Origin of the sequence: Sporosarcina limicola (assembly GCF_014873855.1) — a bacterium.
GTDB classification, from domain to species: Bacteria; Bacillota; Bacilli; order Bacillales_A; family Planococcaceae; genus Sporosarcina; species Sporosarcina limicola.
The window spans coordinates 51,093-76,050 of the sequence record NZ_JADBEL010000015.1; the positions used below are offsets into that span (position 1 = coordinate 51,093).

Annotated in this window: 24 protein-coding genes; 6 read left to right on the forward strand and 18 right to left on the reverse strand. The window is 38.3% G+C overall.

Going from position 1 to position 24,958, the window contains the following annotated elements; all coding sequences use genetic code 11:
- Positions 1 to 99 precede the first annotated feature (99 nt).
- From H4683_RS13345 to H4683_RS13400, 12 genes are all read right to left on the reverse strand, one after another.
- Positions 100 to 1,128, reverse strand: coding sequence for a DctP family TRAP transporter solute-binding subunit (locus H4683_RS13345; protein WP_192599318.1), 1,029 nt, complete (start codon positions 1,126 to 1,128; stop codon positions 100 to 102).
- 170 nt (positions 1,129 to 1,298) lie between these two features.
- The gene (locus tag H4683_RS13350; RefSeq protein ID WP_225942086.1) at positions 1,299 to 2,357 is read right to left on the reverse strand and encodes a DctP family TRAP transporter solute-binding subunit; all 1,059 of its coding nucleotides are present in this window, start codon (positions 2,355 to 2,357) and stop codon (positions 1,299 to 1,301) included.
- Positions 2,358 to 2,463: 106 nt separating this feature from the next.
- Positions 2,464 to 3,132, reverse strand: a complete 669-nt coding sequence (locus H4683_RS13355) for a response regulator (RefSeq protein ID WP_192599319.1) — start codon at positions 3,130 to 3,132, stop codon at positions 2,464 to 2,466.
- Positions 3,125 to 4,702 (reverse strand): ATP-binding protein, encoded by a 1,578-nt coding sequence (locus tag H4683_RS13360; RefSeq protein WP_225942087.1) that lies wholly within the window; start codon positions 4,700 to 4,702, stop codon positions 3,125 to 3,127. The genes H4683_RS13355 and H4683_RS13360 overlap by 8 nt, the downstream gene beginning before the upstream one ends.
- A gap of 353 nt (positions 4,703 to 5,055) precedes the next feature.
- Positions 5,056 to 5,922 (reverse strand): YitT family protein, encoded by an 867-nt coding sequence (locus tag H4683_RS13365; protein WP_192599320.1) that lies wholly within the window; start codon positions 5,920 to 5,922, stop codon positions 5,056 to 5,058.
- Positions 5,923 to 6,112: 190 nt separating this feature from the next.
- Positions 6,113 to 6,415: a YunC family protein gene (locus H4683_RS13370; RefSeq protein ID WP_192599321.1), complete on the reverse strand. Its 303-nt coding sequence runs from the start codon at positions 6,413 to 6,415 to the stop codon at positions 6,113 to 6,115.
- Positions 6,416 to 6,481: 66 nt separating this feature from the next.
- Positions 6,482 to 7,108, reverse strand: coding sequence for a nicotinate (nicotinamide) nucleotide adenylyltransferase (nadD, locus tag H4683_RS13375; RefSeq protein WP_192599322.1), 627 nt, complete (start codon positions 7,106 to 7,108; stop codon positions 6,482 to 6,484).
- Positions 7,109 to 7,150: 42 nt separating this feature from the next.
- Complete coding sequence (locus tag H4683_RS13380) at positions 7,151 to 8,629, reverse strand: nicotinate phosphoribosyltransferase (RefSeq protein WP_192599323.1); 1,479 nt, start codon at positions 8,627 to 8,629, stop codon at positions 7,151 to 7,153.
- 21 nt (positions 8,630 to 8,650) lie between these two features.
- Complete coding sequence (locus tag H4683_RS13385) at positions 8,651 to 9,199, reverse strand: cysteine hydrolase family protein (protein ID WP_192599367.1); 549 nt, start codon at positions 9,197 to 9,199, stop codon at positions 8,651 to 8,653.
- A 71-nt stretch (positions 9,200 to 9,270) separates the two neighbouring features.
- On the reverse strand, positions 9,271 to 10,047 hold the full coding sequence (locus tag H4683_RS13390; RefSeq protein WP_192599324.1) for an NUDIX domain-containing protein: 777 nt from the start codon (positions 10,045 to 10,047) through the stop codon (positions 9,271 to 9,273).
- Between the two features lie 176 nt (positions 10,048 to 10,223).
- Entirely contained in the window at positions 10,224 to 10,976 is a 753-nt protein-coding gene (locus H4683_RS13395; protein WP_192599325.1) for a hypothetical protein, read from the reverse strand.
- Positions 10,977 to 10,996: 20 nt separating this feature from the next.
- Positions 10,997 to 14,860, reverse strand: coding sequence for an AAA domain-containing protein (locus H4683_RS13400; protein WP_192599326.1), 3,864 nt, complete (start codon positions 14,858 to 14,860; stop codon positions 10,997 to 10,999).
- Positions 14,861 to 15,177: 317 nt separating this feature from the next.
- On the opposite strand from H4683_RS13400, the gene H4683_RS13405 reads away from it, so the two are divergent.
- Positions 15,178 to 15,834 (forward strand): hypothetical protein, encoded by a 657-nt coding sequence (locus H4683_RS13405; RefSeq protein ID WP_192599327.1) that lies wholly within the window; start codon positions 15,178 to 15,180, stop codon positions 15,832 to 15,834.
- 66 nt (positions 15,835 to 15,900) lie between these two features.
- On the opposite strand, the gene H4683_RS13410 is transcribed toward H4683_RS13405, so the two are convergent.
- Together H4683_RS13410 and H4683_RS13415 are read right to left on the reverse strand one after the other, a co-directional pair.
- Positions 15,901 to 16,335 carry a YugN family protein gene (locus tag H4683_RS13410; protein WP_192599328.1) on the reverse strand — a complete coding sequence of 145 codons (435 nt, stop codon included), beginning with the start codon at positions 16,333 to 16,335 and terminating at the stop codon, positions 15,901 to 15,903.
- A 138-nt stretch (positions 16,336 to 16,473) separates the two neighbouring features.
- The gene (locus tag H4683_RS13415) at positions 16,474 to 17,616 is read right to left on the reverse strand and encodes a hypothetical protein (protein WP_192599329.1); all 1,143 of its coding nucleotides are present in this window, start codon (positions 17,614 to 17,616) and stop codon (positions 16,474 to 16,476) included.
- Positions 17,617 to 18,500: 884 nt separating this feature from the next.
- Here H4683_RS13415 and H4683_RS13420 point away from each other — a divergent pair.
- Positions 18,501 to 19,715, forward strand: a complete 1,215-nt coding sequence (locus H4683_RS13420; protein WP_192599330.1) for an MFS transporter — start codon at positions 18,501 to 18,503, stop codon at positions 19,713 to 19,715.
- 279 nt (positions 19,716 to 19,994) lie between these two features.
- On the opposite strand, the gene H4683_RS13425 is transcribed toward H4683_RS13420, so the two are convergent.
- The gene (locus H4683_RS13425; protein ID WP_192599331.1) at positions 19,995 to 20,354 is read right to left on the reverse strand and encodes a YybH family protein; all 360 of its coding nucleotides are present in this window, start codon (positions 20,352 to 20,354) and stop codon (positions 19,995 to 19,997) included.
- An 84-nt stretch (positions 20,355 to 20,438) separates the two neighbouring features.
- On the opposite strand from H4683_RS13425, the gene H4683_RS22200 reads away from it, so the two are divergent.
- The 3 genes from H4683_RS22200 to H4683_RS13440 all read left to right on the forward strand — a co-directional run bounded on the left by H4683_RS22200 (position 20,439) and on the right by H4683_RS13440 (position 21,433).
- Positions 20,439 to 20,747: a PspC domain-containing protein gene (locus H4683_RS22200; RefSeq protein WP_192599332.1), complete on the forward strand. Its 309-nt coding sequence runs from the start codon at positions 20,439 to 20,441 to the stop codon at positions 20,745 to 20,747.
- Positions 20,748 to 20,838: 91 nt separating this feature from the next.
- On the forward strand, positions 20,839 to 21,171 hold the full coding sequence (locus H4683_RS13435; RefSeq protein WP_192599333.1) for an ArsR/SmtB family transcription factor: 333 nt from the start codon (positions 20,839 to 20,841) through the stop codon (positions 21,169 to 21,171).
- A gap of 1 nt (position 21,172) precedes the next feature.
- On the forward strand, positions 21,173 to 21,433 hold the full coding sequence (locus H4683_RS13440) for a hypothetical protein (protein ID WP_192599334.1): 261 nt from the start codon (positions 21,173 to 21,175) through the stop codon (positions 21,431 to 21,433).
- A gap of 244 nt (positions 21,434 to 21,677) precedes the next feature.
- Here H4683_RS13440 and H4683_RS13445 read toward each other — a convergent pair whose 3' ends face one another.
- Together H4683_RS13445 and H4683_RS13450 are read right to left on the reverse strand one after the other, a co-directional pair.
- Positions 21,678 to 22,049: a hypothetical protein gene (locus H4683_RS13445; protein ID WP_192599335.1), complete on the reverse strand. Its 372-nt coding sequence runs from the start codon at positions 22,047 to 22,049 to the stop codon at positions 21,678 to 21,680.
- A 255-nt stretch (positions 22,050 to 22,304) separates the two neighbouring features.
- Positions 22,305 to 23,978, reverse strand: a complete 1,674-nt coding sequence (locus H4683_RS13450; protein WP_192599336.1) for a ribonuclease J — start codon at positions 23,976 to 23,978, stop codon at positions 22,305 to 22,307.
- 235 nt (positions 23,979 to 24,213) lie between these two features.
- On the opposite strand from H4683_RS13450, the gene H4683_RS13455 reads away from it, so the two are divergent.
- Positions 24,214 to 24,360, forward strand: coding sequence for a hypothetical protein (locus tag H4683_RS13455; protein ID WP_192599337.1), 147 nt, complete (start codon positions 24,214 to 24,216; stop codon positions 24,358 to 24,360).
- A gap of 48 nt (positions 24,361 to 24,408) precedes the next feature.
- On the opposite strand, the gene H4683_RS13460 is transcribed toward H4683_RS13455, so the two are convergent.
- Complete coding sequence (locus H4683_RS13460; RefSeq protein ID WP_192599338.1) at positions 24,409 to 24,831, reverse strand: HI0074 family nucleotidyltransferase substrate-binding subunit; 423 nt, start codon at positions 24,829 to 24,831, stop codon at positions 24,409 to 24,411.
- Positions 24,832 to 24,958: the final 127 nt, after the last annotated feature.

The window sequence follows — 24,958 nt, forward strand, 5'->3', positions numbered from 1 at the left end:
CAAAATATGTCCGTTATAGTCCCCTCTATGCTAGACTGAAAACCCACTCATAAAATTCATAGGTGCCGATCAGATTAGAAGATCGACACCCATAATTTCTTACTTTAGATTGCGAATACCATCAATCAGTTCAGAAGTTATTGTTTCACCAAACTCATCGTATACAGGATCTAAAGCTTCTGCTATAGCCGTGCGTTCTTCATCAGTCAATTCAAGAACTTCAACTTTTCCAGATTTTTTAATATTTTCTAGGCTTGCTGCATTTTCGTCTGCTGCAAGTTGCCATTCGAGCTCCGTTGCTTCTTTCAATGCTTCTCCCACTTGTGTACGGATATCTTCCGGCATTTTGTCCCAGAATGGTTTGTTAACAAAAACCGCATAGTCTAAGCGCCCGTGCTCACTAAGTGTCATATACTTTTGTACTTCTTGGTATTTTTGCGTATCGATATTGTTATACGTATTCTCTTGTCCATCAACTGTTCCCTGTTGTAAAGCGGCGTATGTTTCACCAAATGAAATCGTTGCACTTCCAGCGCCAAGCGCGTTAAATTGTGCCTCTAACACTTTTCCTGCCTGCGCACGGAATTTAAGCCCTTTAAAATCTTCAGGTTTTTGTAACTGATGTTTGTTATTTGTAAAATGCTTGAATCCATTCTCCCAAAATACTAAGCCCATGATATCGTTGCCTGCTAATTTATCACTGTTTAATAAAGACTTTGCTACATCACTTTCGAAAAACTTCTGTGCATGCGCTTGATTTTCAAATAAGAATGGCATGTCAACATATTGCCAGCGTGGATCTAATTTAACCATTTTTGTTACTGATGGAGCAATCATATGCACATTTCCAGAAACAAGTGCATCTAATTCATCGTTATCCCCGTATAATTGAGAAGATGGATAGACTTCTACTTTTGCTTTTCCGCCTGTTTTCTCTGCTACTAGCTCGGCAAAGCGCTCGGCTGCCTTCCCTTTCACACTATCAATAGAGGTAACATGTGAAAATTTAATAACAATGGGTTTATCGTCCGTTTTCTGTTCACCAGAGCCCCCCGTACTTCCCTCAGAACATGCTGCCACAACAAGTGCGAGCAAACTGATAATACTCAACATAAGTATTTTTTTCATTTTTCTTTTCCCCCTATTTTTTACGTTCTGTCAAAGCTTATATAGTAAAAAGTTAATAACCGATTGAGGTAATAATTTGCCATTCCCTTAGTTGTAAGGTTTGATGAGGGTACCACACGCACACCAACCGTAAAATGGACGTAACAAGTTATCCCCCTTTATTAACTCGTTCACTCGTAGGTTGAATTTTCTTGAAACTTAGGAAGTGATTTTACATATTTTGCTCCAAACCGCTTTATATAATAATTATAAACTGGTTGGAAGGCCTCTTCCCAAACTTGACGTTCCTCAGATGTCAGATGATAAATATCGATACAGTGACAATCTTCTAATTCCATTAATTTTTCATCATTTAACTTACGTGCCGTTTCCCATTCCCACTCATTTACTTCAACTAACGTGTCCGTAATTAGCACCTGGACGTCCTCGGGAAGCTCGTCCCAAAACTGTTTGTTCATTAACAATGTATAACCTAAATAGCCATGATTACTCACCGTCAAATAGTTTTGCAGCAAATGAAGATTTTTACTCGTAATATTGGATAATGTATTTTCTTGTCCGTCAATGTCCCCATTTTCTAAATGCTGAAACACAACATTAAAATCGATTTTCATAGGAACCGCACCAGCAATAGAAAATTGCTTATCAATAATATCACTCGGCATAATTCTCATTTTCAGCTGTTGAAGATCCTCGGGGTAGCGAATCAGATAATCGCGGTTGCTAAGCTGTTTGAAGCCATTATCCCACATGCCCAACATGAGGAGCCCTTGACTATCAAATTTTGAAACGAGCTCTTGACCGACTGGCCCTGCCAAATAGTCATGTACTTCCTCAATACTATTGAAAGCGAAAGGAAGATCAATTACTGACCATTCAGGGATAAGCGAAGTCACTTTTGATGTCGCAGGAGCAATCATTTGCACATCACCATTCGAAAGCGCTTCCATTTCTTCGCCATCCTTATATAGAAACCCATTTGGAAAAACCTGAACCTCTACATAACCCCCACTCCGCTCCTTTACTAACTGTGCAAACTTGCGAGCCGCCAATCCTTTTGGCGTTTCTTCACCCACAACATGGGAGAAACGAATAACAATCCGTTCTTCCTCACTTAATTGCTCAAAATCTACCGGGTAATTGGTAGACTGACAGCCACATAAGACAAAGAGCATAATTCCACCAATAAATACGAAAACGATTCGTTTGTAACTGTTAGTTAGCTCCAATTGGCTCCCCCAAATTAATAAATAATCTGATGATTGTTATTTTATACATTTTCACAGAAAACTCAATATTAAGTCGTTATTGAACGTTTTGATCTTTTTGGTATCACTATTTCAATGAGTAGAACCTAGTGGGCCTACCGACATTCCCGTATTGCATTTCAATATGAACTTTTTCTTTGACGGCCAAAAAATCTAGATACTTTCTCACTGTCACTCTAGCCATCCCTACATTTTGAGCTAACTGCTCTGCGGTGACTGGTAATGCCTCGCCTACTAGACCAAGCATGATTTGCTTCATTGTTAGCTCATTCAATCCTTTTGGCAAACTTACGCTGTTCCCCGTACTACCTAACCACTCATCAATGTCCTCTTGCCTCAGCTGGTTTAGGCCTCCTATTTTTTTCGCCATTTTATAATAGTCTTGAAGCGATTTTTGAAAGCGTTCAAATCGAAAAGGTTTCACCAAATAGTCAACCGCCCCTAAACGCATCATTTCCTGAATTGTAATGGCGTCTCTGGCCGCTGTAATCATAACAACATCGCAAGGAACCCGCGCTGACCGCAGTTCAACTAAAATATCTAGACCAGAAATATCAGGTAGATACATGTCTAGCAACACAAGATTAGGCTTTAGCTTTTTTATTTGTAGTAATGCATCTTTTCCATTGGCTGCTGCTCCAATAAAAGTGAAGCCAGTCATCTTTTCCAAAAATCCTTTATTCACATCTAATACCATCGGGTCATCCTCAACAATAAATACGGAAATCTTAGTCATTTCTTTGTGTCTCCCCCACTTTGATAGTAAAGGTAGTCCCTGAATCAGATTGTGAGCAGACAGAGACTTCCCCTTTGTTCGATTCGACAATCTGCTTAACTAATGCCAACCCAATTCCCCTTCCTTCCTTTTCCTTTGTACTGTAACCATATTCAAAAATTCTCCCCCACTTTTCTGGCAATCCACTTCCATTATCTTGAACTTCAATGAATAAAGATACAGCGTTTCCTTGTATAAGAATAGTAACAATTCGATCGTTTAGATTTAAACAGGCTTCCATCGCATTATCAACTAAATTCCCTATGATTGTTACCATGTCGCCGCTAGAAAACCCGGTCATTATCTCTGATAAAAATGAGTCTTCATCGATTATTAGAATGACACCCAATTCCTTCGCACGTGATCTTTTTCCAAGTAGTAGACCGAGTACAGAGGAATCAGAGATTGTATCTTTTAAAAATTGAATAACATCCTGTTCATCAGAAATTTCGTCCATTATCATGTTTAACGCATCTTCTGTCCGATCTAACTGCATTAAGCCTGCAATGCTATGTAATTTGTTCATATATTCATGATTTTGGGCACGCAATGCATCAACAAGTGTTTTTATTCCCGTTAACTCTTCCGCGAGAGTATGTGCCTCTTTTCGATCGGTCATCATCATTAAGGAACCCACAGGACGATCTTGAACTTTAATTGGATAAATCCTCACTAGATACATCCCCCCATGGCACAGCAGTGGACGATAGATTACTTCATTGCCATTTTGGGATTCCTTTGCCAACCAAGTATCCGGAAACAGCTCGCTCAACATGATTGAGTCACCATAGAAGTTTGTGTACTGCTTCGCCAAACGATTCATAAATATAATTTTTGAATGTGCATCGGTTGCTAAAATACCAATATCCATTGCCTGCATCATGCTAGAACGCTCTTCGACCAGACGGGCAATTTCATAGGGTTCCAGGTTCAACGTTTGCCTTTTTAAATGATTCGCAATAATAAGTGACCCAATAAGGCCGATGAATAAACCCCAAAACAAGGATAAGAGCATATCGTTGCGATATTCAACAATCAAACTATGAATCGTCGGAGACAGAATACCTACAGTAACGACCCCAACCTGACTGACTCCATCCTCATTCATTATCGGCACAAATGCACGAATAGCATACCCTAATACCCCTTGCGCTTTAGAAATATACTCGTGCTCAGATAAAGATGCCTGTTCATCGCCGCCTTCAAAAAGAGTTCCAAGCTTACTTTCGGAAGGATGGGAATAACGTATCTTCTCCATATCGAAGATAACAATATAGTCAACGTCAGTCGCTAAACGAACCCTCTCTGCAATCGGCTGAATGACAACTGAACCGCCATCAATTCCTACTTGACTTTTGACATCTGGCAATTGGGCTACTGTTCGAGCAATCGCAATCGCCCTCGCACCAATTTCCTTTTCAAAAGCAACAGAAATATTATGTATCATAATGATGCCACTCGTTCCGACAGAGAAAACAACGAGGATAAAAGAAAAGATAAACATTTTCATGCGCAATGAGATTTTGTTCATATTTAATACCTCATCCCAATTCTCATTTTTTCGAAATAAACAATTCCAATTTCCCCTTCAACAAGAAAAACTCGGATTTTTTAAAATCTCTAGTCGGACTAACCTGAAGGATTTTTGTTAATAGATCTGTCTCAGTTAAAAGATAGATTTTATATTTGAAATTCACTAATAAATCATCATAACTAGATGGTAAAATAGTGTCTACTCACATCTACACCCCACAAAATCAAACTGAGGAATTTGATTTTGCGGGGTGTTTATTTAAAAAGTTATATGGGCAAAAGGACATCTTCAAGTATCTTTAAAAATACGTAGGTCTTTATCGTAAATCATTTCACTAATCTAACAAATAATCATGATGGTTTGCTTATATTCTCGCCTTCTCGTCTAAAGAATCCGAAAATACCTACTGTTTGAACAATGTTCGTAAAAGCATTTGGATCAATCTCACCTATTATTTTTTCCAAATCATATAATTCATATCGGGTAATGACAAGATACAACATACTTTTATCTTCTTTTGTATAAGCACCTTTTGCAGGAATAATCGTTATACCTCGTACCATTTTTTGATGAATAGCATGCTGTAATTCATCTGCTTTGAGTGTAACAATCATTGCAGTCACCTTCTCATGACGCGTATGAATCATATCTATAACTGCTGTCGTTACATACAGTGCCAACATTGTATATAATGCATTTTCTGGTTCGTATAAAACGCCTGCCATTACGATAATGACACCGTTAAGAATTAAAAAATAAGTTCCAATTGGTTTATCCTGCAAACGTGATAAAACCATCGCTACAATATCCATACCACCTGTAGAAGCACCCAATTTCAAGGATAATCCGACACCAACGCCAGCAATAACGCCGCCAAATACTGCATTTAAAATAATATCATCTGACACAGATAGCACAGGCAATAGCTCCATAAAAAGAGTCGCAAAAATAACAGACACAACGCTATAAATCGTAAAGCCTTTTCCTACCTTGAACCACCCTAGTATAAAGACAGGAATATTGAATAACAACAATAGAATCCCTGTGCTCACACGGATACCCAAATGATCTTCAAACACACTAGAAGCAAGCTGTGCAGCACCGGCAAATCCACTTGCATACACATTTGCATTGATTAAGAAAAAGTTAAGTGATATTGCAACTAATAAAGAACCGAAAATGACGACAATAATCCGTTTTGCTTCGATAAAAAACATAAGTACCTCCTATGGGTGCGGATGAAAGTGCATTGCTAGAAACTCATTGTACCGAATTACGCACTGAAATGGTACTTATCGAATGAAAAACGGGAAACACCCTCAAAAATGAGGGACGTCTTCGCTGCGAACAGACAGAAGACGTCCCTCATTAATTGTCCAGACTCCGTGCGCCCTACGCTTTTTTTAATTATACCATTTTCAACAAAGCTTGTTCCCCGCTCATTCCCGAATGAATACCCAGTCGTTCTGCCTCTAGTGTAACCGATTCCAGTGGTGCTTTTAGCAACTGCTCAATCGTCTTCACGCCGACTGCTCGACCCGCTAGTATTTTTCGCTCATGTAATTGCGTATTCAAAAGCCCAACATCTAACGCCCCACACATAATATATCCGTTATCATTTGAGATCGTTAGCAATGTCGTTTTTGGTAAACGGACTGTTACTGCCGTAAACGAATGACCTTCAAGTACAATTGGTGCCGATGAAATCATCTTAACCGCCCCTTTCCTCTCTATACATATGGAAAAGCGCAGCAAAATGTTCGAATTACAAACTTCCTAATTATGCCTACTTGTATAAAGGGAATGCTCTTTAATATACCAATAACAAGCATCTGGAAGGAGATAACGGGGCTCTCCATCCATTGAGAACTCATCACGAATATAAGTAGAACTGATTTCCATAGATAGACCTTTGTCAAGCAAATGAAATGTATTTCCATCGTCATTATTTCTTAAGATAGCTGATTTACTAATGGCTTCTAGCATATTGACGCCTTCACGGGCCATTACGATAAATCTATTTTCATTGACAAGAGACTCTGAATGCCCCCATTTGCCATCGCCGATATCTACTAATAAATCTGCGCCCATAATGAAGAATATTTCATCGTCTTTGTATTCCTGTTTAAAATAGTTAAGGGTTTCATAAGTAGTTATTTTCCAGGCTTCTTGATTCATTTCATAATTATCCGCTTTGAATTTATCATTTTCTTGAATCGCCAATTCCACCATATTCCATCGATGTTCATCGTTTATGTTCATTCCTTTATCTTTTCGTTTACTTGAACAAGGAAGAAAGATGACTTTATCCAATTTACAGCGATGTGCAATTGTACTCGCAGTCCATAAGTGTACGTTTGTAATCGGATCGAAAGACGATCCATAAATACCTATTCTAGCCATCTGTTTTTCCTCCTCTGCTTCTTCAGCACTTGTTGACTGATGCTATTTCTTTTTAGCAGAAGTTATCCCTGCCACTTTTTTTTGTGCTTCTGAAATATTTTTCATTTTATTATCCCAACAGAGTTGACTTAAATCCACTGGGTACTGTTCTGGCATCATCGTGCGTTTGTATTCATCCCAAAGTATAGCAAGATTCTCTTTTGCAAGTCGCTGTATTTCATAAAGTTCCGGCAATACATAGACAAGCTTACCATTTTCAAATATAGTTGTGTGAAGATTTCTCGCTTCGAAATTCGTTACAAATTTGCTGATATGTGTATGAACTGGATGGAACATTTTGAGTCGTTCTTCATCCTCTGGTTTTTCATGCTCAAGGGCAATATAATCTCCCTCGGCTTTATTGTTTAGTTTATTGACAATTCTATAAACCTTTTTAAGACCTGGTGTTGTCACTTTTTCAGGATTACCGCTAATCTTTATCGTATCAACCATAACACCATTATTATCTTCAATTGAAACTAATTTGTAAACCGCTCCTAAAGCTGGTTGATCGAAGGCGGTAATTAGTTTTGTCCCTATTCCCCATGCATCAATTTTAGCACCTTGAGCTTTCAAATTGATAATCGTTGCTTCATCGAGATCATTCGATGCAATAATCTTCGTACTTTTAAAACCCGCTTCATCCAACATTTTTCTCGCTTCTTTTGAAAGATAAGCTAAGTCACCGCTATCGAGGCGAATCCCTGAGAAATTGATGGTATCGCCCAGCTCTTTCGCAACTTTGATGGCATTGGGTACACCAGATTTAAGTGTATCGTACGTATCCACTAGGAAAACACAGTCTTTATGTCGACGCGCATATTTGTGAAATGCACTATATTCATCGCGGTAAGCTTGGATCATCGAGTGTGCATGTGTACCCGCAACCGGAATTCCGAAAAGCTTGCCCGCTCTTACGTTAGAAGTCGCTTCAAATCCTCCGATATAGGCTGCTCGAGTCCCCCAAATCGCTGCATCCATTTCCTGCGCTCTTCGTGTTCCAAATTCCATCGCTGTTTGATCCCCTATGACCTGCTTAATGCGGGACGCTTTCGTTGCGATGAGCGTTTGGTAGTTAACAATGTTCAAAACTGCAGTTTCGATTAACTGCGCTTCTGCTAAGGGAGCTTCGATACGAAGAATGGGTTCGTTGGCAAATACTAATTCACCTTCCACCATTGAATGGACAGTTCCCGTAAAGCGAACATCTTTGAGATAGGCTAAGTAATCCTCTTCGTACCCCAATTCATCACGTAAATAGGTCAGGTCACTTGTTGTGAATTCAACATTTTGCAGATAGTCGATTACCCGTTCTAGTCCTGCAAATACAGCATATCCATTATTGAATGGAAGACTCCGAAAGTAAACATCGAATACGGCTTTCTTATTATGAATGCCATCCTCCCAGTATGTTTCAGTCATATTGATTTGATAAAGATCCGTGTGAAGAGCTAGGCTATCGTCTTTGTATTTACTGTTCATGTATGCCGCCCCCTAGTTAGGTTAAATAACGTCCGCCCCTAATGTGTTTTTAAAATGGTCGAGTGCCCAATTATGCCCTGCCTGATTGAAACTTGCAACGCCACGTTCATGTATAACGATTTTAAAACCTTTGTTGTATGCATCGACCGCTGTATGAAGAATGCAGATATCCGTACAAACGCCTACCAGATGAACCTCATTGATTCTACGTTCCCGTAATTTAAGTTCCAGATCCGTTCCTGCAAAAGCTGAGAACCTCGTTTTGTCTGACCATAAAACAGAATCATTCTCTTTATTCGCTTGGTAAAGGTCGTTTAATTCACTGTATAATTCACGGCCTGTTGTATGTTCAATATTGTGTGGCGGAAATTGTTTTGATTCCGGATGATACTGGTCATTTTCTTTATGTAAATCTATCGAGAAGACCACCAAATCATTGCTGTCCATGAACGTACGCGTAAGGTCACAAATATACCTCAACAGCTTCTGTCCAGGATCCCCACATGTTAACTTTCCTTCCGATGCAACAAAATCATATGTGTAATCAATGTTAAGCAAGGCTTTCTTCATCATTAATTCCTCCCCCTAGATGTAAGTTGCATACCATTATTAACGATTTGTTAACTTTGGAAAACAAAAAATTAATACCTAGCTGTGTAGATAGGTTTCACAACGTCAATGTCTACAAATTCATAGAGCTGAGTCGGTGATTTGGAAGTTCTTTGTGTTTTCTCCCCTGGAACTGCTTGGATAAACGGTAGTGTTTTTATTTTCCTGGCAAAACTTTGATCACTCGAAATTGCGGGATCCTTTGTCACTGTAAGTAACAATGCTTGAAGTTCCGAATAAGTGAAGTAGTTCGGTAAAAAGTTCTGTGCAACAGTTGTTTGAAGTAGGTCATTCGTAATTCGATTGATAGCCTCTTTAATAATATCGTAGTGATCGAAGGCTAGTTCTAATGTTAATACTTCGTCAATCGAGAACAATTCAACTTCAGCGGCATCATCATTTGCTTTTCTTTTAACTAAAGAGTGTTCCGGAACAATGGCATAATGCGCATTCGTTAGTATCCATCCTCGTGGATCTCTACCTGGTTTGTCGTACACACCGAAATGCTTAATGTGGATACTACTCACACCTGTTTCTTCTTCAAGTTCTCTTTCCGCCGCTTCAAAACCAGACTCAGCAGCTTGGACGAATCCACCTGGCAACGCCCATTTACCTGCTTCAATATTGGTTTGTCCTTCTGCATTTAACAAGGCCCGTTTAATGAGCATAAGTTTCAACGTCATCTTTGGTGGTGTGTACTCAGCTAATTGATGGGATGTGATAGTAAATACAGCGATATCTGATGTGTAACCGTCAGGTGTTCGAAATAGGCTACTATCGTATTGGCTGAGTGCTTCTTGGTTGGACACTTGATTCCCCCCTACAATTCATCGTATTTTGAATTAACAATCCAATGAACAATTAACTAATTGTTAATCGTTTATCATTATACACATCATATGCTCTAACAATAGAAAAGTCAAGGCAATTAAGAACTCCCCCCACGTTCAGTAAACGTAGGGTGTTCTTGACTCAATATGTTTGTTCATAAATACATCTCACGCCAATTTTTCAATTCTTTTTCATTCAATTGAGCTTCGAGTTTCGCATCCCAATGTTCCGTAAGTGTGTTCCAAACCCGGGCATACAATACATCTTCTACCACGTTATATAGACGAAATTCAAGACAAGGTACCGCGTCAATTTGAACATCAGTTGTTGAGATAATCTCGGATATAACAATTTGTATGTTACCTTCACTTGATTCTACACCCATCATTTTTAATACGTTTACTAAATCGATATCCTCCAGTGACATGACATCCCAATCATCGAATTCATTAGCAAAGCGGTAGACTTCTTTTTCTTCAAATGAACTATCATAGCGTTCTCCATTCAGAAAAGACCGGTGGCACGGACTGTACAGTCCATCTTTGGATCCACTCTCCGGTTCATGTTCAAAAAGTCCATCCTCAAGCTGCTGAACCCCTATAGTAGTCAATGCATAAAAGCCGCCTTTTTTCTCAATCATATGCGCCCTTGACATCTTCCCTAATAGATCTTGAATAAAGAGCTGTTCAACAAGAAGAATGTCACTTAGCTCTTCAACAGTTGCAATCTCCGCCTTCTGGAAAGCGATCATCATCATTTTCATCAGGATATCCATTTTAGTTCGCATAACCGTCTGGAATGAAATTTCGATGGAATGTACAGGCAAGCCCCATGACAGGGAATCCATGATTTTCACATTGAAGTCCTCTTGAAGTTCCTTTGTTAATCGCCTCTTTAACTCATCCATAACGACGCCCCCTACCCAAACTACAATTTAACAGTTCCTTCATGATCCCTAAATCCATTTTCCTTTTTGATATCTGCTAACAGGCGTCCATACATTGCTCTCGAACTTGCATCTTTCGTCCGTATTGTGAACATATCCGAACTCCCTACAATAATAAGTAGCTCTCGCGCACGTGACAACGCAACATTTAGACGTCTATAGTCCTTCGCAAAGCCAATGTCGCCGCCCTTGTCCTGGTGATTCCGCACGAAACTCAAAATAATAACGTCCATTTCCATCCCTTGAAACTTGTCCACTGACCCCGTCCTACAATGCAAATGTTGTGGCATCAAATCCTGCTGAATCAATCGGTCAATCCGCTTCACTTGTTCACCGTAAAAACTAATTACACCGACACTCTTTTTAGCGTCGGGAACTAGCCTTCCATCCCTTTTCGCCTGTTCAGTAGCCCCCTCTAAATCCAGTAGGAGATTTTGAATCATCGTCAACTCCGCTTGATTAAAACGACTTGTTCCGCCTTTTACTTTGTCCTCGAAATAATCCAGTTCGTTCGGCATATCGAACCAGAGAAGATGATTATTTCTTTGCACATAACGAGATTCAATCAAGTGATCACGTGCAGCATCAGAATCCGTTAGCCCACATTGGAGACCATTTTCATAAAAAGGCGTAATCGTTTCCATGATACTTTCATGCATACGGTACTGAATGCCAAGCATCGTCTTATTTTGCTTTGGTAATGTTCTGAAAAGACGTTCAAATAATGACTCTTTCAACAGCTTTTTCAGTTCATTCTTTTCTTCCTGACTATCGATTTCATCGAGAAACTCCTCAATTGTTTCTTGACCTACAAGCGGTGGTAACTGATGATGATCACCAACTAAAATAATCTTTTTCCCTTTTAACATAGGTAGTAGTAGTTCAGGCGGTGTCGCTTTTGAAACCTCATCGATAATGACCACATCGAATGTAGGATACTCCTCCATGAAGTCACGCCTTGCAGACGCAACACATGTTGTTCCGATAACATTCGCATGTCGGACATACAGCTTTCGAATTTCATCGAGATCATAGGCATTTGCTTCTGTAAGTAGTGACAACCACTCTTGCTGAAGGCTATGCGTGATGGGCAATCGCTTTTTATCCTTTTTCAGCACCTTCACATTTTCTGACAGCGCATCGAAAGTAGAAAGTGCTTGGTGACGCTGAACATCAAGATTCTGTTCCAAAATCTCTGCTAAAACCTCCACTTGCTTTTCTCGTTCACCAATTCCAACATGCACTAATTCAATATCCTTGTTGAGTAACTGAAGCGCTTCTGTATTTTTCATCATGAGGTTCATCGTGTCTTCAGCATCGTTCTTTTTATTCTCTAGCTCATATGCATATTGTTTAAGTGATGCTTGCGTTTTTTGGTAAGTGACATGGATTTCTTCTTTTTCAGCCAACTCTTCTTTCACTATGCTAATTGTTGCATTCTCATCAACAGTACCAAGTCGTTTCACAAGTCTAGAACTCGTTTGCTGGAGGTCGTTAAGCTGGCCTTCATGACCTTCAGTATCTTGATGCAAGCGTTTTTTATCTCGCTCTATTTCCGAAATGGATTGATTCGCAAACTCTATAATTTCTGCCCTAATGATTGCAAACAGCTTTTTCGAGTCCAGCATCAGCTGATTTAGCTTATCCAAGTTTGCTTCCTGTGCTTTCGCATGATTCCTCCTTTCTTGTAACATGTCCAAAGCAGTGGCAATCTTTTGAAGGTAATCATATTTTTGAGCAGAATAGTTCCGCGTATCAAGAACACGCTTCGTTGACGGTTCAATTAAAAAACGCGCTACACGATCAATAAGTCCATTAATGTCAATCACAGACGTGTATTTTTGATTTACACTTCGCTTCACTGTCTGTTTAATATATCCATGGTCCGCCAATACACGCTCTATTTGGCTAATAGCGTTTAGCAACCGGTTATTTAGTTTCTTCCAATCGCTGGATGTGTCGGCAGACGTTGCGGATTTAATCTTGCCAATGAGTTGATTTAATTCAACCACTTTTTGATTCGTAACGAAAGGTGGAATAATTCCATATGAATCCATCCAATTTTTCAATCCATCCAATTTGATAATTGTTTGGACTTCCTTTAAAAACACGTGCAGTCCATTTATCTTACTTTGTTTCACTTCAAGTTCTTTATGGATCATTGCCAGGGTATTTACCGTTTCACCAATCTGTTGTAATGTTTGACGATAGCTTATGTAATGACGAAGCTGCTCTATTTCTTTTTCTACTGTCTCCATTTGAATAATCGTCTCTGGGCTTATACTTTGTGATTGAATGACTTGTTCAATTCGATTGATTTCTACTGCTAATTTGTCGGTTAAATCCTTCAACACAGCTTGACTGGTTAACTGTTCTTTAAGCTCTTTTGTTAAGAATCCAATCTTTTTAGTCAGCCTACTGATTTCATTGGAGTGCGTAAGATGTTCCGCTTGCGCTATTTCCTTCAATCTAATTTTTTCTGTCAATAAATCCAATTCATGTTGAAGTTGTTCTAATTCGACACCACAACAACTCAAATCGTTTTCAAGTTGCGCTTCTCTTTTTGAATGAGATTGGAGTTGTTCATTGACAGCATGTAATGTCTGGCTTCTCCAATTAAGGGCGACATTTTCTTCGATGAACTTTTTTCCTTCTTCTTCAATACTGTCAGTCCGTCCATAACGTAATATCCGGATATCTTGATGGGATAGCAATCTGCCAAGCGCATTATCCACGGCTAGATTCGCCTGAGAAGCAACCAATGTACGTAGCCCAGCCTTTACGTTCTGGTGACAAATTTCAGAAATCACTGTTGTTTTTCCAGTTCCAGGAGGCCCTTGAATGACATAAAGATCATTTGACGTCATCGCCCCGGTTACCGCTTCCTTTTGGAACTTATTTAACTCGTTATGAAAAACAAGCTCTTTCTGCTTCTTCGATATGCGCACAGTTGGTCGCTCTTCGAAAAGGATTTTTTCTAAATTAAAATTGGCCGCTAGCCCATCTTGAAGATCTTTGAATCCTTTCCTTAGCCTCTTTACTTGGCTAAGCTCGGCAAAGTTACTGAATACAACTTCCTTATACGATTTCGGATGCCACTCGTTTCGTCTCGCCATCTCTTTACATTTAGGACTTAGCTCGATTTCTACAACGTTTTTGGTTCTATTCGCATTGATTACATTGCCAATATCACTTTGCTGGCCTTTCATCTTAGCACTGAATCCTCTTATCACATTCCAGTCCTGTCCCTTCAATCCACTACAAACAAGACTCAACTTACTAAAATCCTCGTTTAAACTGGCCCTCGAAAAAGACACTGTGATATCCGCGACATCCGCATTCTTTTCTTGAATTCGCAAATAACCTTCCCAACTGGCTACCCTTTTCTTCACATACGCAGACCGTTCTTCTGCAATCGGCAATTCCCGAATACTCGTGTACAATTCAATAGGCATCGCAGCCCCGGAAGTACGACCAACATTGAACTTCAGCCGTACAGCAAGACGTCGGTTCGTGCGGACAGGCTCTCTTCTGCCTCTTACGTGAAAACCGGTTGCCAGAAAACCTTCATTTTTATACACACATTCCATCACAGCTACCCGATCGCTTAAGTGGGCTGCTAAAGTAGTATTCGTCACATTATCAAAGAAAATGGAAAACGACATATTGCCATGCCTATTTTCCGGGCGCTTTTCAATATGTACATCAAAGGCCTCTTGCATCGAAAATAAAGCACGCTCATCCTTTGCAAATTTCATAATTCCTTTGCGTGCGTTATCTGTTACGCCTAATTCGCATCGTATTGCTTTCTGTATTGCTTTCTGTATGGCTGATTCTTGTTTCATTGGTATGCCTTCTTTCTACAATCCGCTGAACTAACAAACAAGGAAAAGTCAGTATCTCCTTTTGAGATAACTGACTTCTGATTTTAGCTTATATAATTACTTGGTATATAACCAGCCATTCATTCACTTAGCTAATTTCCATTTACACTCTTTGTATAGTGTAATGTATTTTCAATGTAATGTCCCGTGATTTTAGGAGAACTCAATGAACTCTTTTGACTTAACAATTGTATTTTGAAAATAGGATCCAACACGTGCTATGATTAAGGAACAGATCCTTGAAAATAAGTAAAGAAGAATGTTAGGGGCGAAAAATGATGGATAAAAAAGAACAACAGTTAGTTGAACACTATTATGAAAAATTCACCAACAGAAGCTTTGACGAAAAAGACCTTTACAGTTTTTTAATGGTAGTGAAAGAAGATGCTCAAGATAATCAAGTAATTAAAGAACTCTGCAATTTCATTGTACATAGAGAAAAATGCTCAGGTTACGTAAAGAACTATCTTGACGAGTGTAAGCAGATCATTAATACTCTGGGGAAACAAAAAAATAGCAAGAGAATTGAAGATCTTTTCTCGTTCAAAGAAATAAGAAACGGCTTTAATTCTTTATTCCTAAAACATGGCTTTGAAAAATTGTCTTCCGAAATAATCAATGATTTCATTCTGTGTATTATTTCCTTATTGCAAAGCGTCAAATTAGTATCTGGAAGTTTGAATAAAGAAGTAGGACACCTAAGTTTTGCAGCTTCTAGCAAAGAAGTGTTTTTAATGGGCAATATGAAAACACTTAATAAAGGTCGATATATTCCCGTTACATTTCAAATATTATCTGTGAAAAATAGTTATGAAAAGGTTAAACCACAAGATAAAAATGATACTCCCTATCTTTTTGAAGATGAACTAATTGAGGTTGTGAATAATGATGGCAATCTGGTTATTACGTTTCCGGGGCTGAATTCTATTGGATAACTGCATAGCTTTTGTAAAATCAATTAATGAGGGATCAAAAAACCCCTCATTAATTGAAGTTTTCCTTTAACCTGATTTCAGGTGCTCTTGTGCATACAAACAATCCATAAGTTCTTTTACGGCGACTTCGCCTGCATGAATCCATCTGTTTTTATTGATAATTTCCCCGTCTGTATCTATCGGTTCTTGGAATTGACTAAACCCAGTTGCATCTACTAATGAACTTTCATCGCTGTCTAGTCCGACATGCACGACATGCTTGATTACAAAAGGTATTCCAAATTCGATGGAAGCATTATAGTCATCAAGTTCTCCGTGCCTAACGGAAAAAGGAATACGGATATAAATGGTTTCACCGCCTTCGCGGCATAAAGTGTGATCAAAGCATCCTTTATGATAATCCCAATTTCCACCCAAATGATAGCCAAGCCCTCGAATACAATCACTTACGACACCAAAAGAGGCCCTTTGCCCTTCAAGCCCTGTTTGTAATTTCAACATAGTTTTTCCTCCTTCTAAGTGGTTCTTTAAACAGCTTTCACAAGAGAAGGAGGAAAAATACTATAGATATTTACAAAAACAAAGACAATGAAAAAACGGAGTGGGCGTTACAACAAAATAACAAAAAGTCCCTCCTTACTACCCTTCATTTTGCGATAAGTAGGATAACAACCGTGAGAGGATTTCGGCTCGTAGCTTTACCTGTTCCGGATATTGATGAAAAAACAATATCTTTTGCTCCCATATTTCCTCCCCATCCGGACGTGGAGATAAAATAAAATAAGTCCATACTTCTGCGATATCCTCATCAGGACTTGTGACTGCGTAATCGGTAACGAATTGGTCTTCATAATCCACAAAAAATTCTTCCATCTCTTCTTCATCATCCGCAACGCCTCGCTCGTGCCACTCTTCGATTAAGTCTTGCCAAAACTGCAAATAAAATTGATGTAAATAGGAATTTTCCTTGGTACACCCCATACCATCGACAAAATAATAGTCGCAAGCAGCCGCTGCAGTCATATGTATAGGATCATCCTCATCCGCGAATAGAACATCCTCATTCATATCCATTTGATTTTTCTGAAGTGTAAGTAAATGGGCGTATTCATGAAGTAATGTACTTTTAAGTATTAAAGATTCATCTGCATCCATAATGTCCACTCCAAGTAACCAGCTGTTGACATCATCGTCATCCGGCTCCACCTGTGCTAGCATCTCCTCGTTTCCATCTGTAAATATAGTAAAGCCGGATAGCATCTTACGCTCTTTCTCCGGAATTAAATACCTGAACATCTCCCAAATCTGTACATGCATTTCAAGATCATCGCGATAGGCAGAAATCTGATTATCAACGACCACAAACTGCGGATTCGTCAAAAATTCGCCATCCAACCGATACCTGACTAGCTCCTGTTCGATGTAAGTATCCCCTTCCCCATCGAATTCATAGTCCGTAAGCAAATCTCCAAACCGTTCTAGTATTTGTTCGGCCAACTCATCACCCAAAACGGAGCATTCATCCAAAGTTTTACAGGATTCTGGAGGATGGCATTCCGACTCTAGTTCATCATAGATTTCGAATGGTTCACATACAGATTCATTTATATTTCCATTATGCTGCAATTCATTTAACCTAAACGTTAACACTTCTTGATCTTGACCAGTTATATACTCCTCAGACTCCTCTTCCCAAAAAGTAGAATTGTCAGTAGGTAGAAATGATTCAATTGTAAAAATAAAAATTGTAAGTACAAATCGAAATCGTAGTAATTTGTTCAACTGATTTCCCCTCTCCTTCTCTTACATAGACAGCAAACTTTGATTTGGTATTCTTACGTTAGAAACAGGGTATATTAAAAAAAGACCGCTTGACGTTGGTCCGTCAAACGACTTTGTAATAGCAGGCCCTCAAAGGGGATCTACCTGTAAAATAGTTAATAATAACCTACCTGAGCCGTTCAAAACACAAGGGTAGGTTATTTTTTATGGTTTGTATTCAATGCCAGCATCGCTACAACTAATAAGGTAATCGTAAACGTTACCCTAAGTGTTTCAAATGTTGTCACTCGCACCACCCTTGGGAATTCCATATACTACCACTCTTCCATTATTTCACACGTGCGTTCTTCCACACTATTATATAGCGGCTGAAGCTACTTCACGTTCAGTAACTTCTATCACCAACACCTTAACAATCAAAAATCAGAAATGTATCGTACAATAGACCTGACACCGAAAAACAACAAACGAAAAGGAAGTAATAGTAACTCTGGAATCCAAAATAATAAATCTATGATGAAATCACCAATTGTATAACGTTCATTATTCTTTTTTCTTAGCTCTTTCCTTCGCCGCTTTATCAAATTGTTTCCCCGCCCTCCACTGCAAAATAAGAATACCCGGATATTAAAACACTAATCATTTTCATTTCTTCCCATTAGTATACCATTTTTCTAACGAAACAAAATACAGAAAAAGTTTTGAAACAAATTGGTATTATTTTTGAACCCCTTAATCCCTAAGTATTTACTTTCGTTTGTAATATTGACACTGATAATATGAAATAACTAAAAAATTTCGTGTCTCAAAGTACTTGTATTCTCTTTATACAGGTCTATAATTCAAAATATAAGGTTTAAAATTTTATAGGATGTGAAGATATTATGCGGACTTATAATGAAAAAATTAGTATTTATCATGGAATGGCATCGACCGTTGCGTTGAACTTTTCGAATAACTTCTTTCCTATTTTTGCGATTACAATTTTAGGCGCAACGAATTATCAGGTTGGTTTAATAAGTTCCTTGCCACCACTTATGGCATTACTAATGACGATTCCGGCTGCGATTTTATTAAATCGGGCCCATAAACAAAAGAAACTCGTCGCGATGTCAGTGTTGCTTGCGCGTTTGATGTTTTTACTTATTATTTTGCTTGTTTATTTACCATCGGCTACGTTTCAAGCCTGGGCATTTCTTGTGGTTATTGCAATTATGAGTATGCCAAATACAGTCGCTAACATGGGATGGCAGACACTCATTGGTGATTTAGTTAGCAATTCGAGGCGAGGAGCATTTTTTAGTGATCGCAACCGGTTGTTAACGATGGTCGGCCTTGTTTCAACCCTATTGATTGGGATTCTAATGAAAGACGCATCCGACAATGTAGTCGCCTATCAAGTGTTATTCGCAATCGCATTTTGTTTTGGTTTAGTGGAAGTATTTTTATTGATGAAACATGAAGAAGAACCAATGAAAATTGAAGGCCCTATAGCGAAGAAGAAATTGATGGAATGGTCAATTTTTCAACATTCCAGCTATGTATGGTTTTTAGTTGCTGCACTTTTTTTCAATTTCACGTGGCAAATGGCGTGGGGAATTTTTAATATTTATCATGTACGTATCGTTGGAGCAACAATTTTTTGGATTAGTATGTTTTCAGTTGGAAATATGTTGATGCAAATATTGACTTTTCCGCTATGGAAAAAATGGGCAGAACGGAAATCAAACATACGCATTTTTGTGTGGGCAGCGATAGGCATGGCAACAACACCATTCTTAACGGTATTATCTACGAACTTGTATTATTTAACACTCGTGCAAACAACATCAGGTTTTTTCTTATCAGGTGTATTGTTGCTGCTATTCAATTTATTGCTCGAACAATCGCCCGAAGCATCGCGAACATATTGCATTACAACATACAATGTTTTACTCGCGGTCGTGGCTTTCCTTGCTCCACAAATCGGCATTTGGATGCTAGATACGTTAGGTGTTGAAACGGCAATGTATATTAACTCCGGCCTACGCTTACTAAGTGCCGCCCTGTTTTTTGTCGTATATGTTCGATATGCACGAGATTCTAGAGTTTTGATCTAACACTGAAATTAAGATACTTGTGCGAAACACACTGATTACAATTTGCTTAACAAAATAAACATAGAGAAAAATGAAAACCAGCCCTTTTACGTGAGTGGTTTTCATTTTTCTCTATGCAATTGTAGTGCACTTTCCGAATAGTTAACACCATTCCACAACCATCACATCCTTTAGAATATGTTAGTAAACGGTGTCACTGAAAATCCCCTATTCGTTTAAACTTTCACGATTGAATGAGTGCCAACACCCAATTTCCAGATCAGCTCATTCATAAAAAAATCATTTGGATAATGGACTTAAATGCTCGTGAATTAGCAACCATTCATCTGATTCTTTGACGAAGACATTTGTGGCTCTTCCATGACCATTTGTATAATTTCCATTGATATACCCTTCATAGAAATATGTATAAGTACACGTTGCGGAGTTACTTCCCCTATATAGCCATTTCACATCTTGTGCTTCATAATTTTCATTTTTCACCACTGACCAAGCGTTTTCAAAGTATGCCTGTATTTCTTCGTGAGTCGTACAATTTCGATCTGTGAAAAAATAAACTGCATTTGGATGAAGCACTTTTCTAACTTCATCAAATTTATGCGAATTTGTTGCTTTGATGTAATCTTGTAACACCTTCATTTTAAATTCCCCCATCCACTTTGTTTATAGATAGTCTAGCACAATTATAGAAAAAAACGGAACACGAAATCAAATAGTGGATGTATGAACCTAGTACCGAAAGCAGCAAAGAAAGCTAATCACTCTATTAATACATTGACAAAACGCATCACCTGTAATAGATTTATTTCAGGTGTTACAAATAAATTTAAGGAAGAAGGTATTCCACTGAATAGATTAACGAAGTCATCAACCGATAAAGTGTTATTGGGTGTGTGTGCAGGAATAGCGGAGTTTTTTGCTGTCTCTCCACTTATTGTTAGACTCCTGTTCGTTATTCTTCCAGTCTCCTTGGTTTTTTATTTAATTCTCGCTGTACTATTACCAGAGGGTTTTAAAGATTTCCGAAAATAACAAGTGGAAATTGGAACATGAAAAAAGAAAGGAGCAAGGGGATGGGTATACTATTTTTTGTCATAAACGTTTCTAAAACGGGTAAATCATAATGAAAAATAATCCTTCACAAAACGGCGATGAGCTCCTTGCACTTTTTGAAGCATTGTCCAACCCACATCGTTTGAATATCATTTCAATTTTGAGTGTAGGAAGACAATATGTCAGTCAGCTAGCAAGGGATGCAGAGATGAGTCGGCCGTTATTGTATATGCATTTAAAAAAACTAGAGCAGGCTAGTATTGTGAAAAGTGAAATGGAACTTTCAGATGATGGCAAGGCGATGAAATATTATGAACTCATACCTTTTGAATTTCAGATTAATCAAGAGATGATCTCAGAGGCTGTAAAAACACTATCGATTAAAAAGAAAGAGGGGAAATAAAATGGGGATTAACCTATATTTTGTTTCTTTGTTACCATTTGTTTTTTATATAGCACTTTTCACCCTTATTATTGTTCTTATTGTGAAATTATTAAAAAAGAAGCCTGATTCGGCTAATCAAACAGTCGTACAGGATATTGCTGCTGAATCAGCCCAACTGCAAAAGGAATCCGCGGGCCAACAACAGTTCTTGGCTGAAGAGTTAAAGGAAGTAAAAGCTCGATTGGCTTCTATTGAAACAATTTTGAAAGAAGTGGAATAATCATATTAAGCACGGTACTCATTACGATGAATCTAATGAGTTGTTTTGAAAGTACGGTTAAATGTGTACCACCCTAATTCTCATACTTTTTCAAAACGATGGCTGCGCACTCCAAGTACAAGGCGATATGGATTTGAGATGTAGTATTTATACTCCAGTAGAAGGCACGTCGACAGAAGAGATATTGAGACGTGGGATGGGGAAATGTCTGTCTAATGCACTTGGCACTCATTCAAAAACTCGCTTACAGTATGAATATTGAACTTACATGAATTACTGCTCCTATAAAAAAAAGAAATAATAGAACCTTATGTATTTTTTCTTTCATTTCAAATAAATACAATTGCAGTAAAGCACGAATAAACCAAAATATTCCCATCCCAAACAGTAATATGTTGCCTATCCCTGTTGTTTTAACTTCCGTTGCAGAAAAATAAAAAATATATGCGACCAAGAAAAACATGAATGTTAAACAGATATTTAATGTTTGAACAACTGCTCTGTTAACGGCAGTTAATTCTTTAAGCTGAGCTTTCCAATTTAATAACTTCCAGAAAAACAGATGAAAAAGCCCAAAAGAAAAATTAAATAGTGCCAATATTTTTATTAGGATCATTGTAATCCCCTCCTGATAATACGGTAATATCTTTGGTATTTCTCACCATAACGCCTCTTTTTGAAGGTTTTTTATTTGTTCTTTAAATATCTTTGCATCTTAATAGTAACATCTTTTGGATGATCCAGAGCAAATACTTCTTCATCCAGCAGACGATGTAATTCATTTCTTTCTTGTAATGCCTATCCAAATAAAAAGCTAAAAAAGAGCGCCCCCCCATACTGCAAGGAGTTCGCCCTTTATCATAGGTCGATATTAAATTTCAATAATGAGTGGAAGAATCATCGGTCTCCTCTTTATCCGAGTATATAAAAGTGTTTCAATCGATTTCTTTATGTGCTGTTTTAGATTTATTCTTTGGTTTCCATTGGCTCCTTGCGATTTGTTAATGGTCGTTTTGACTAACTGTTTCACTTCATTCATAAGTGCTTCCGAATCGCTACTATACACAAATCCGCGAGAAATTGTATCTGGCTCAGAAATTAGCTGACCATCCGTTTTGCTTAAGGTAATAACTATGACCAGCATACCTTCCTCAGAAAGTAGCTTCCGATCACGTAGCACGCTATTTCCAACATCACCAATACCCAATCCGTCTACGAAAATATTCCCCGATTGCACTTTTCGTGTTTGGCGAGCAACTTGATTAGTAATATCGACAACATCACCATTGTTAATAATGAAAATGTTTTCTCTTTCCACTCCAACGGATTCCGCTAATATGCGGTGCTGATAAAGCATTCGAAATTCACCATGAATGGGAATGAAATATTTAGGTTTCATTAAAGTTAACATTAGTTTCAGTTCTTCCTGACAAGCATGTCCTGAAACGTGCATACCTGTAGCGGTTCCTGAACCATAGATTACTTTGGCCCCCAAAAGAAATAAATTATCGATAATACGTGAAACACTTTTTTCATTCCCTGGAATTGGTGTTGAGGCAAAAATAACCGTATCTTCAGGCTGAACTTCTACCTCACGGAAATTTGAACTGGACAAACGAGACAGAGCTGCCATAGGCTCTCCTTGACTTCCCGTGCAAAGAATAGCAATCCTCTCTGGGTCCATTCCCTTGACTTCATTTTTCTCGATTAACATACCTTCAGGGATAGTTAAATAGCCGAGTTCCGATGCGACCGCTACCACATTCACCATACTTCGCCCAAGCAATGCAAGCTTACGGTTTGTTTTTTGCGCAGCATCTACCACTTGCTGTAGTCGATGGACATTAGATGCGAATGTAGAGATAAATACTTTCCGGCGGGCTTTGCGGAATGCTTCTTCAATATGACCGCCTACAAGTTGTTCAGATGGATTAAAACCAGGACGCTCCGCATTCGTGCTTTCCGATAATAGAAGCAATACACCGTCACTACCGATTTTAGCCATCTTATGAATATCTGGATATTCCTCATTCACAGGCGTTAAATCAAACTTGAAGTCACCAGTATGTACGACTGCCCCCTCAGGTGTATGAAATACAACGCCTAGACAATCGGGAATACTGTGATTTGTTTTGAAAAACGTTAACCCCACCGTACCAAACTCTAAATCCGAATCAGCATTTATCAGAACTAGTTCGGTTTGCCTAAGAAGCCCATGTTCTTTTAGCCTAAGCTCAATTAAACCTAGCGTTAATCGTGTCGCATAAATTGGCATATTTAGTTGTTTTAATAAGTATGGGATGCCCCCAATATGATCTTCATGCCCATGGGTAACAACTAACGCACGTATCTTATCCTTATTTTCCTGTAAGTACGCAATATCCTGGATGATTAAATCAATTCCTAATAAACTTTCATCAGGAAACTTTGAACCGCAATCGATCACAATGATATCGTTTTCATATTGGAGAACGTACATATTTTTCCCAATTTCGTTAATGCCACCTAGCGCAAAAACCGACAATTTATTTTCAGTTTTATTCAAATTAAAAAACCTCCTACTTTGAAATAATACTCAAAGTATGGTCGGAAATCTTTTTTTTATGAATTTTGTTTTTGAAAGACACTTGGAGTATTGCTGTGTAAGTCACCCTATCACCCTATTCTTGGAATAGCTTATTTGATAAATGACTGGTATAATTTTCAATAGGAATACATATACTACTATTACTTTTTGAAGAAAAGGTTGTGGTTGTATGTGTAAAAAGGAGGATGTTGATATGTCTACAAAAGCAGTATTAAAATCTATTCCTAACACCCGAAGTAATAATTTGAAGGATGCTTTAAAAGAAGTTGAACTGATAAGGGCTGGGAAACTTCCCGAAAAATCGGCTAGAGATTTTTTAAAAGAATCTCACAATCGCTAACAGATGATGTCTAAATTTAGAACTTTAATTACACCAACTTGTCTGATATCAATCATTTCTTTCCTCCAAAGCAGCAATCAACTTTTGGGCATCACACAAAAATTGTCCCGCAGTTGAAAAGATTTCTTCTGCTATCGCTTGGTCATATGTATGCGAAGTCAAATTCCTAAGTTCATGATAACGGACCCACTGCTCAAAATCAGAAATCAGCTTATTTTCGATTGCATGCCGAAATAACTGTTTCCGTGTTAAGCCGCTTGTAAAATCGCGACTGATATTCAAATCAAACCATCTTCTTATATATTTCCAACATAACTCGTATGTGAATGCAAAGTTTTGAATAACACCCGCTTTTACCACCTCTAGCAAATCTTCATCAATCTCTTCCGCTTTCAACTCGCTACTCACGACTTGAAGACTTCTCTCCATAGAATTAGCAGCCTTTTTTATACTGTATAAATCGAGTTTCATGTCTACTCTCTCCTTTTCATAAAGAGACTCTTACTTATATTTCCCATCATTACAAATACCCGACTGTTGTAGCAACGATCGCAGCGGTTACCATCGACATCGAAAGAAAACATGCACGATGTGTCAC

Bases quoted from the DNA above. Each gene is read 5' to 3' on its own strand.
- H4683_RS13360 (WP_225942087.1), bottom strand. From the start codon at position 4,702: ATGAACAAAATCTCATTGCGCATGAAAATGTTTATCTTTTCTTTTATC.
- H4683_RS13395 (WP_192599325.1), bottom strand. From the start codon at position 10,976: ATGGATGAGTTAAAGAGGCGATTAACAAAGGAACTTCAAGAGGACTTC.
- H4683_RS13445 (WP_192599335.1), bottom strand. From the start codon at position 22,049: ATGATCCTAATAAAAATATTGGCACTATTTAATTTTTCTTTTGGGCTT.
- H4683_RS13345 (WP_192599318.1), bottom strand. From the start codon at position 1,128: ATGAAAAAAATACTTATGTTGAGTATTATCAGTTTGCTCGCACTTGTT.
- H4683_RS13370 (WP_192599321.1), bottom strand. From the start codon at position 6,415: ATGATTTCATCGGCACCAATTGTACTTGAAGGTCATTCGTTTACGGCA.
- H4683_RS13400 (WP_192599326.1), bottom strand. From the start codon at position 14,860: ATGAAACAAGAATCAGCCATACAGAAAGCAATACAGAAAGCAATACGA.
- H4683_RS13355 (WP_192599319.1), bottom strand. From the start codon at position 3,132: ATGACTAAGATTTCCGTATTTATTGTTGAGGATGACCCGATGGTATTA.
- H4683_RS13440 (WP_192599334.1), top strand. From the start codon at position 21,173: ATGGGGATTAACCTATATTTTGTTTCTTTGTTACCATTTGTTTTTTAT.
- H4683_RS13365 (WP_192599320.1), bottom strand. From the start codon at position 5,922: ATGTTTTTTATCGAAGCAAAACGGATTATTGTCGTCATTTTCGGTTCT.
- nadD (WP_192599322.1), bottom strand. From the start codon at position 7,108: ATGGCTAGAATAGGTATTTATGGATCGTCTTTCGATCCGATTACAAAC.
- H4683_RS13410 (WP_192599328.1), bottom strand. From the start codon at position 16,335: ATGTTGAAATTACAAACAGGGCTTGAAGGGCAAAGGGCCTCTTTTGGT.
- H4683_RS13380 (WP_192599323.1), bottom strand. From the start codon at position 8,629: ATGAACAGTAAATACAAAGACGATAGCCTAGCTCTTCACACGGATCTT.
- H4683_RS22200 (WP_192599332.1), top strand. From the start codon at position 20,439: ATGAACCTAGTACCGAAAGCAGCAAAGAAAGCTAATCACTCTATTAAT.
- H4683_RS13405 (WP_192599327.1), top strand. From the start codon at position 15,178: ATGGATAAAAAAGAACAACAGTTAGTTGAACACTATTATGAAAAATTC.
- H4683_RS13420 (WP_192599330.1), top strand. From the start codon at position 18,501: ATGCGGACTTATAATGAAAAAATTAGTATTTATCATGGAATGGCATCG.
- H4683_RS13455 (WP_192599337.1), top strand. From the start codon at position 24,214: ATGTCTACAAAAGCAGTATTAAAATCTATTCCTAACACCCGAAGTAAT.
- H4683_RS13460 (WP_192599338.1), bottom strand. From the start codon at position 24,831: ATGAAACTCGATTTATACAGTATAAAAAAGGCTGCTAATTCTATGGAG.
- H4683_RS13385 (WP_192599367.1), bottom strand. From the start codon at position 9,199: ATGAAGAAAGCCTTGCTTAACATTGATTACACATATGATTTTGTTGCA.
- H4683_RS13425 (WP_192599331.1), bottom strand. From the start codon at position 20,354: ATGAAGGTGTTACAAGATTACATCAAAGCAACAAATTCGCATAAATTT.
- H4683_RS13435 (WP_192599333.1), top strand. From the start codon at position 20,839: ATGAAAAATAATCCTTCACAAAACGGCGATGAGCTCCTTGCACTTTTT.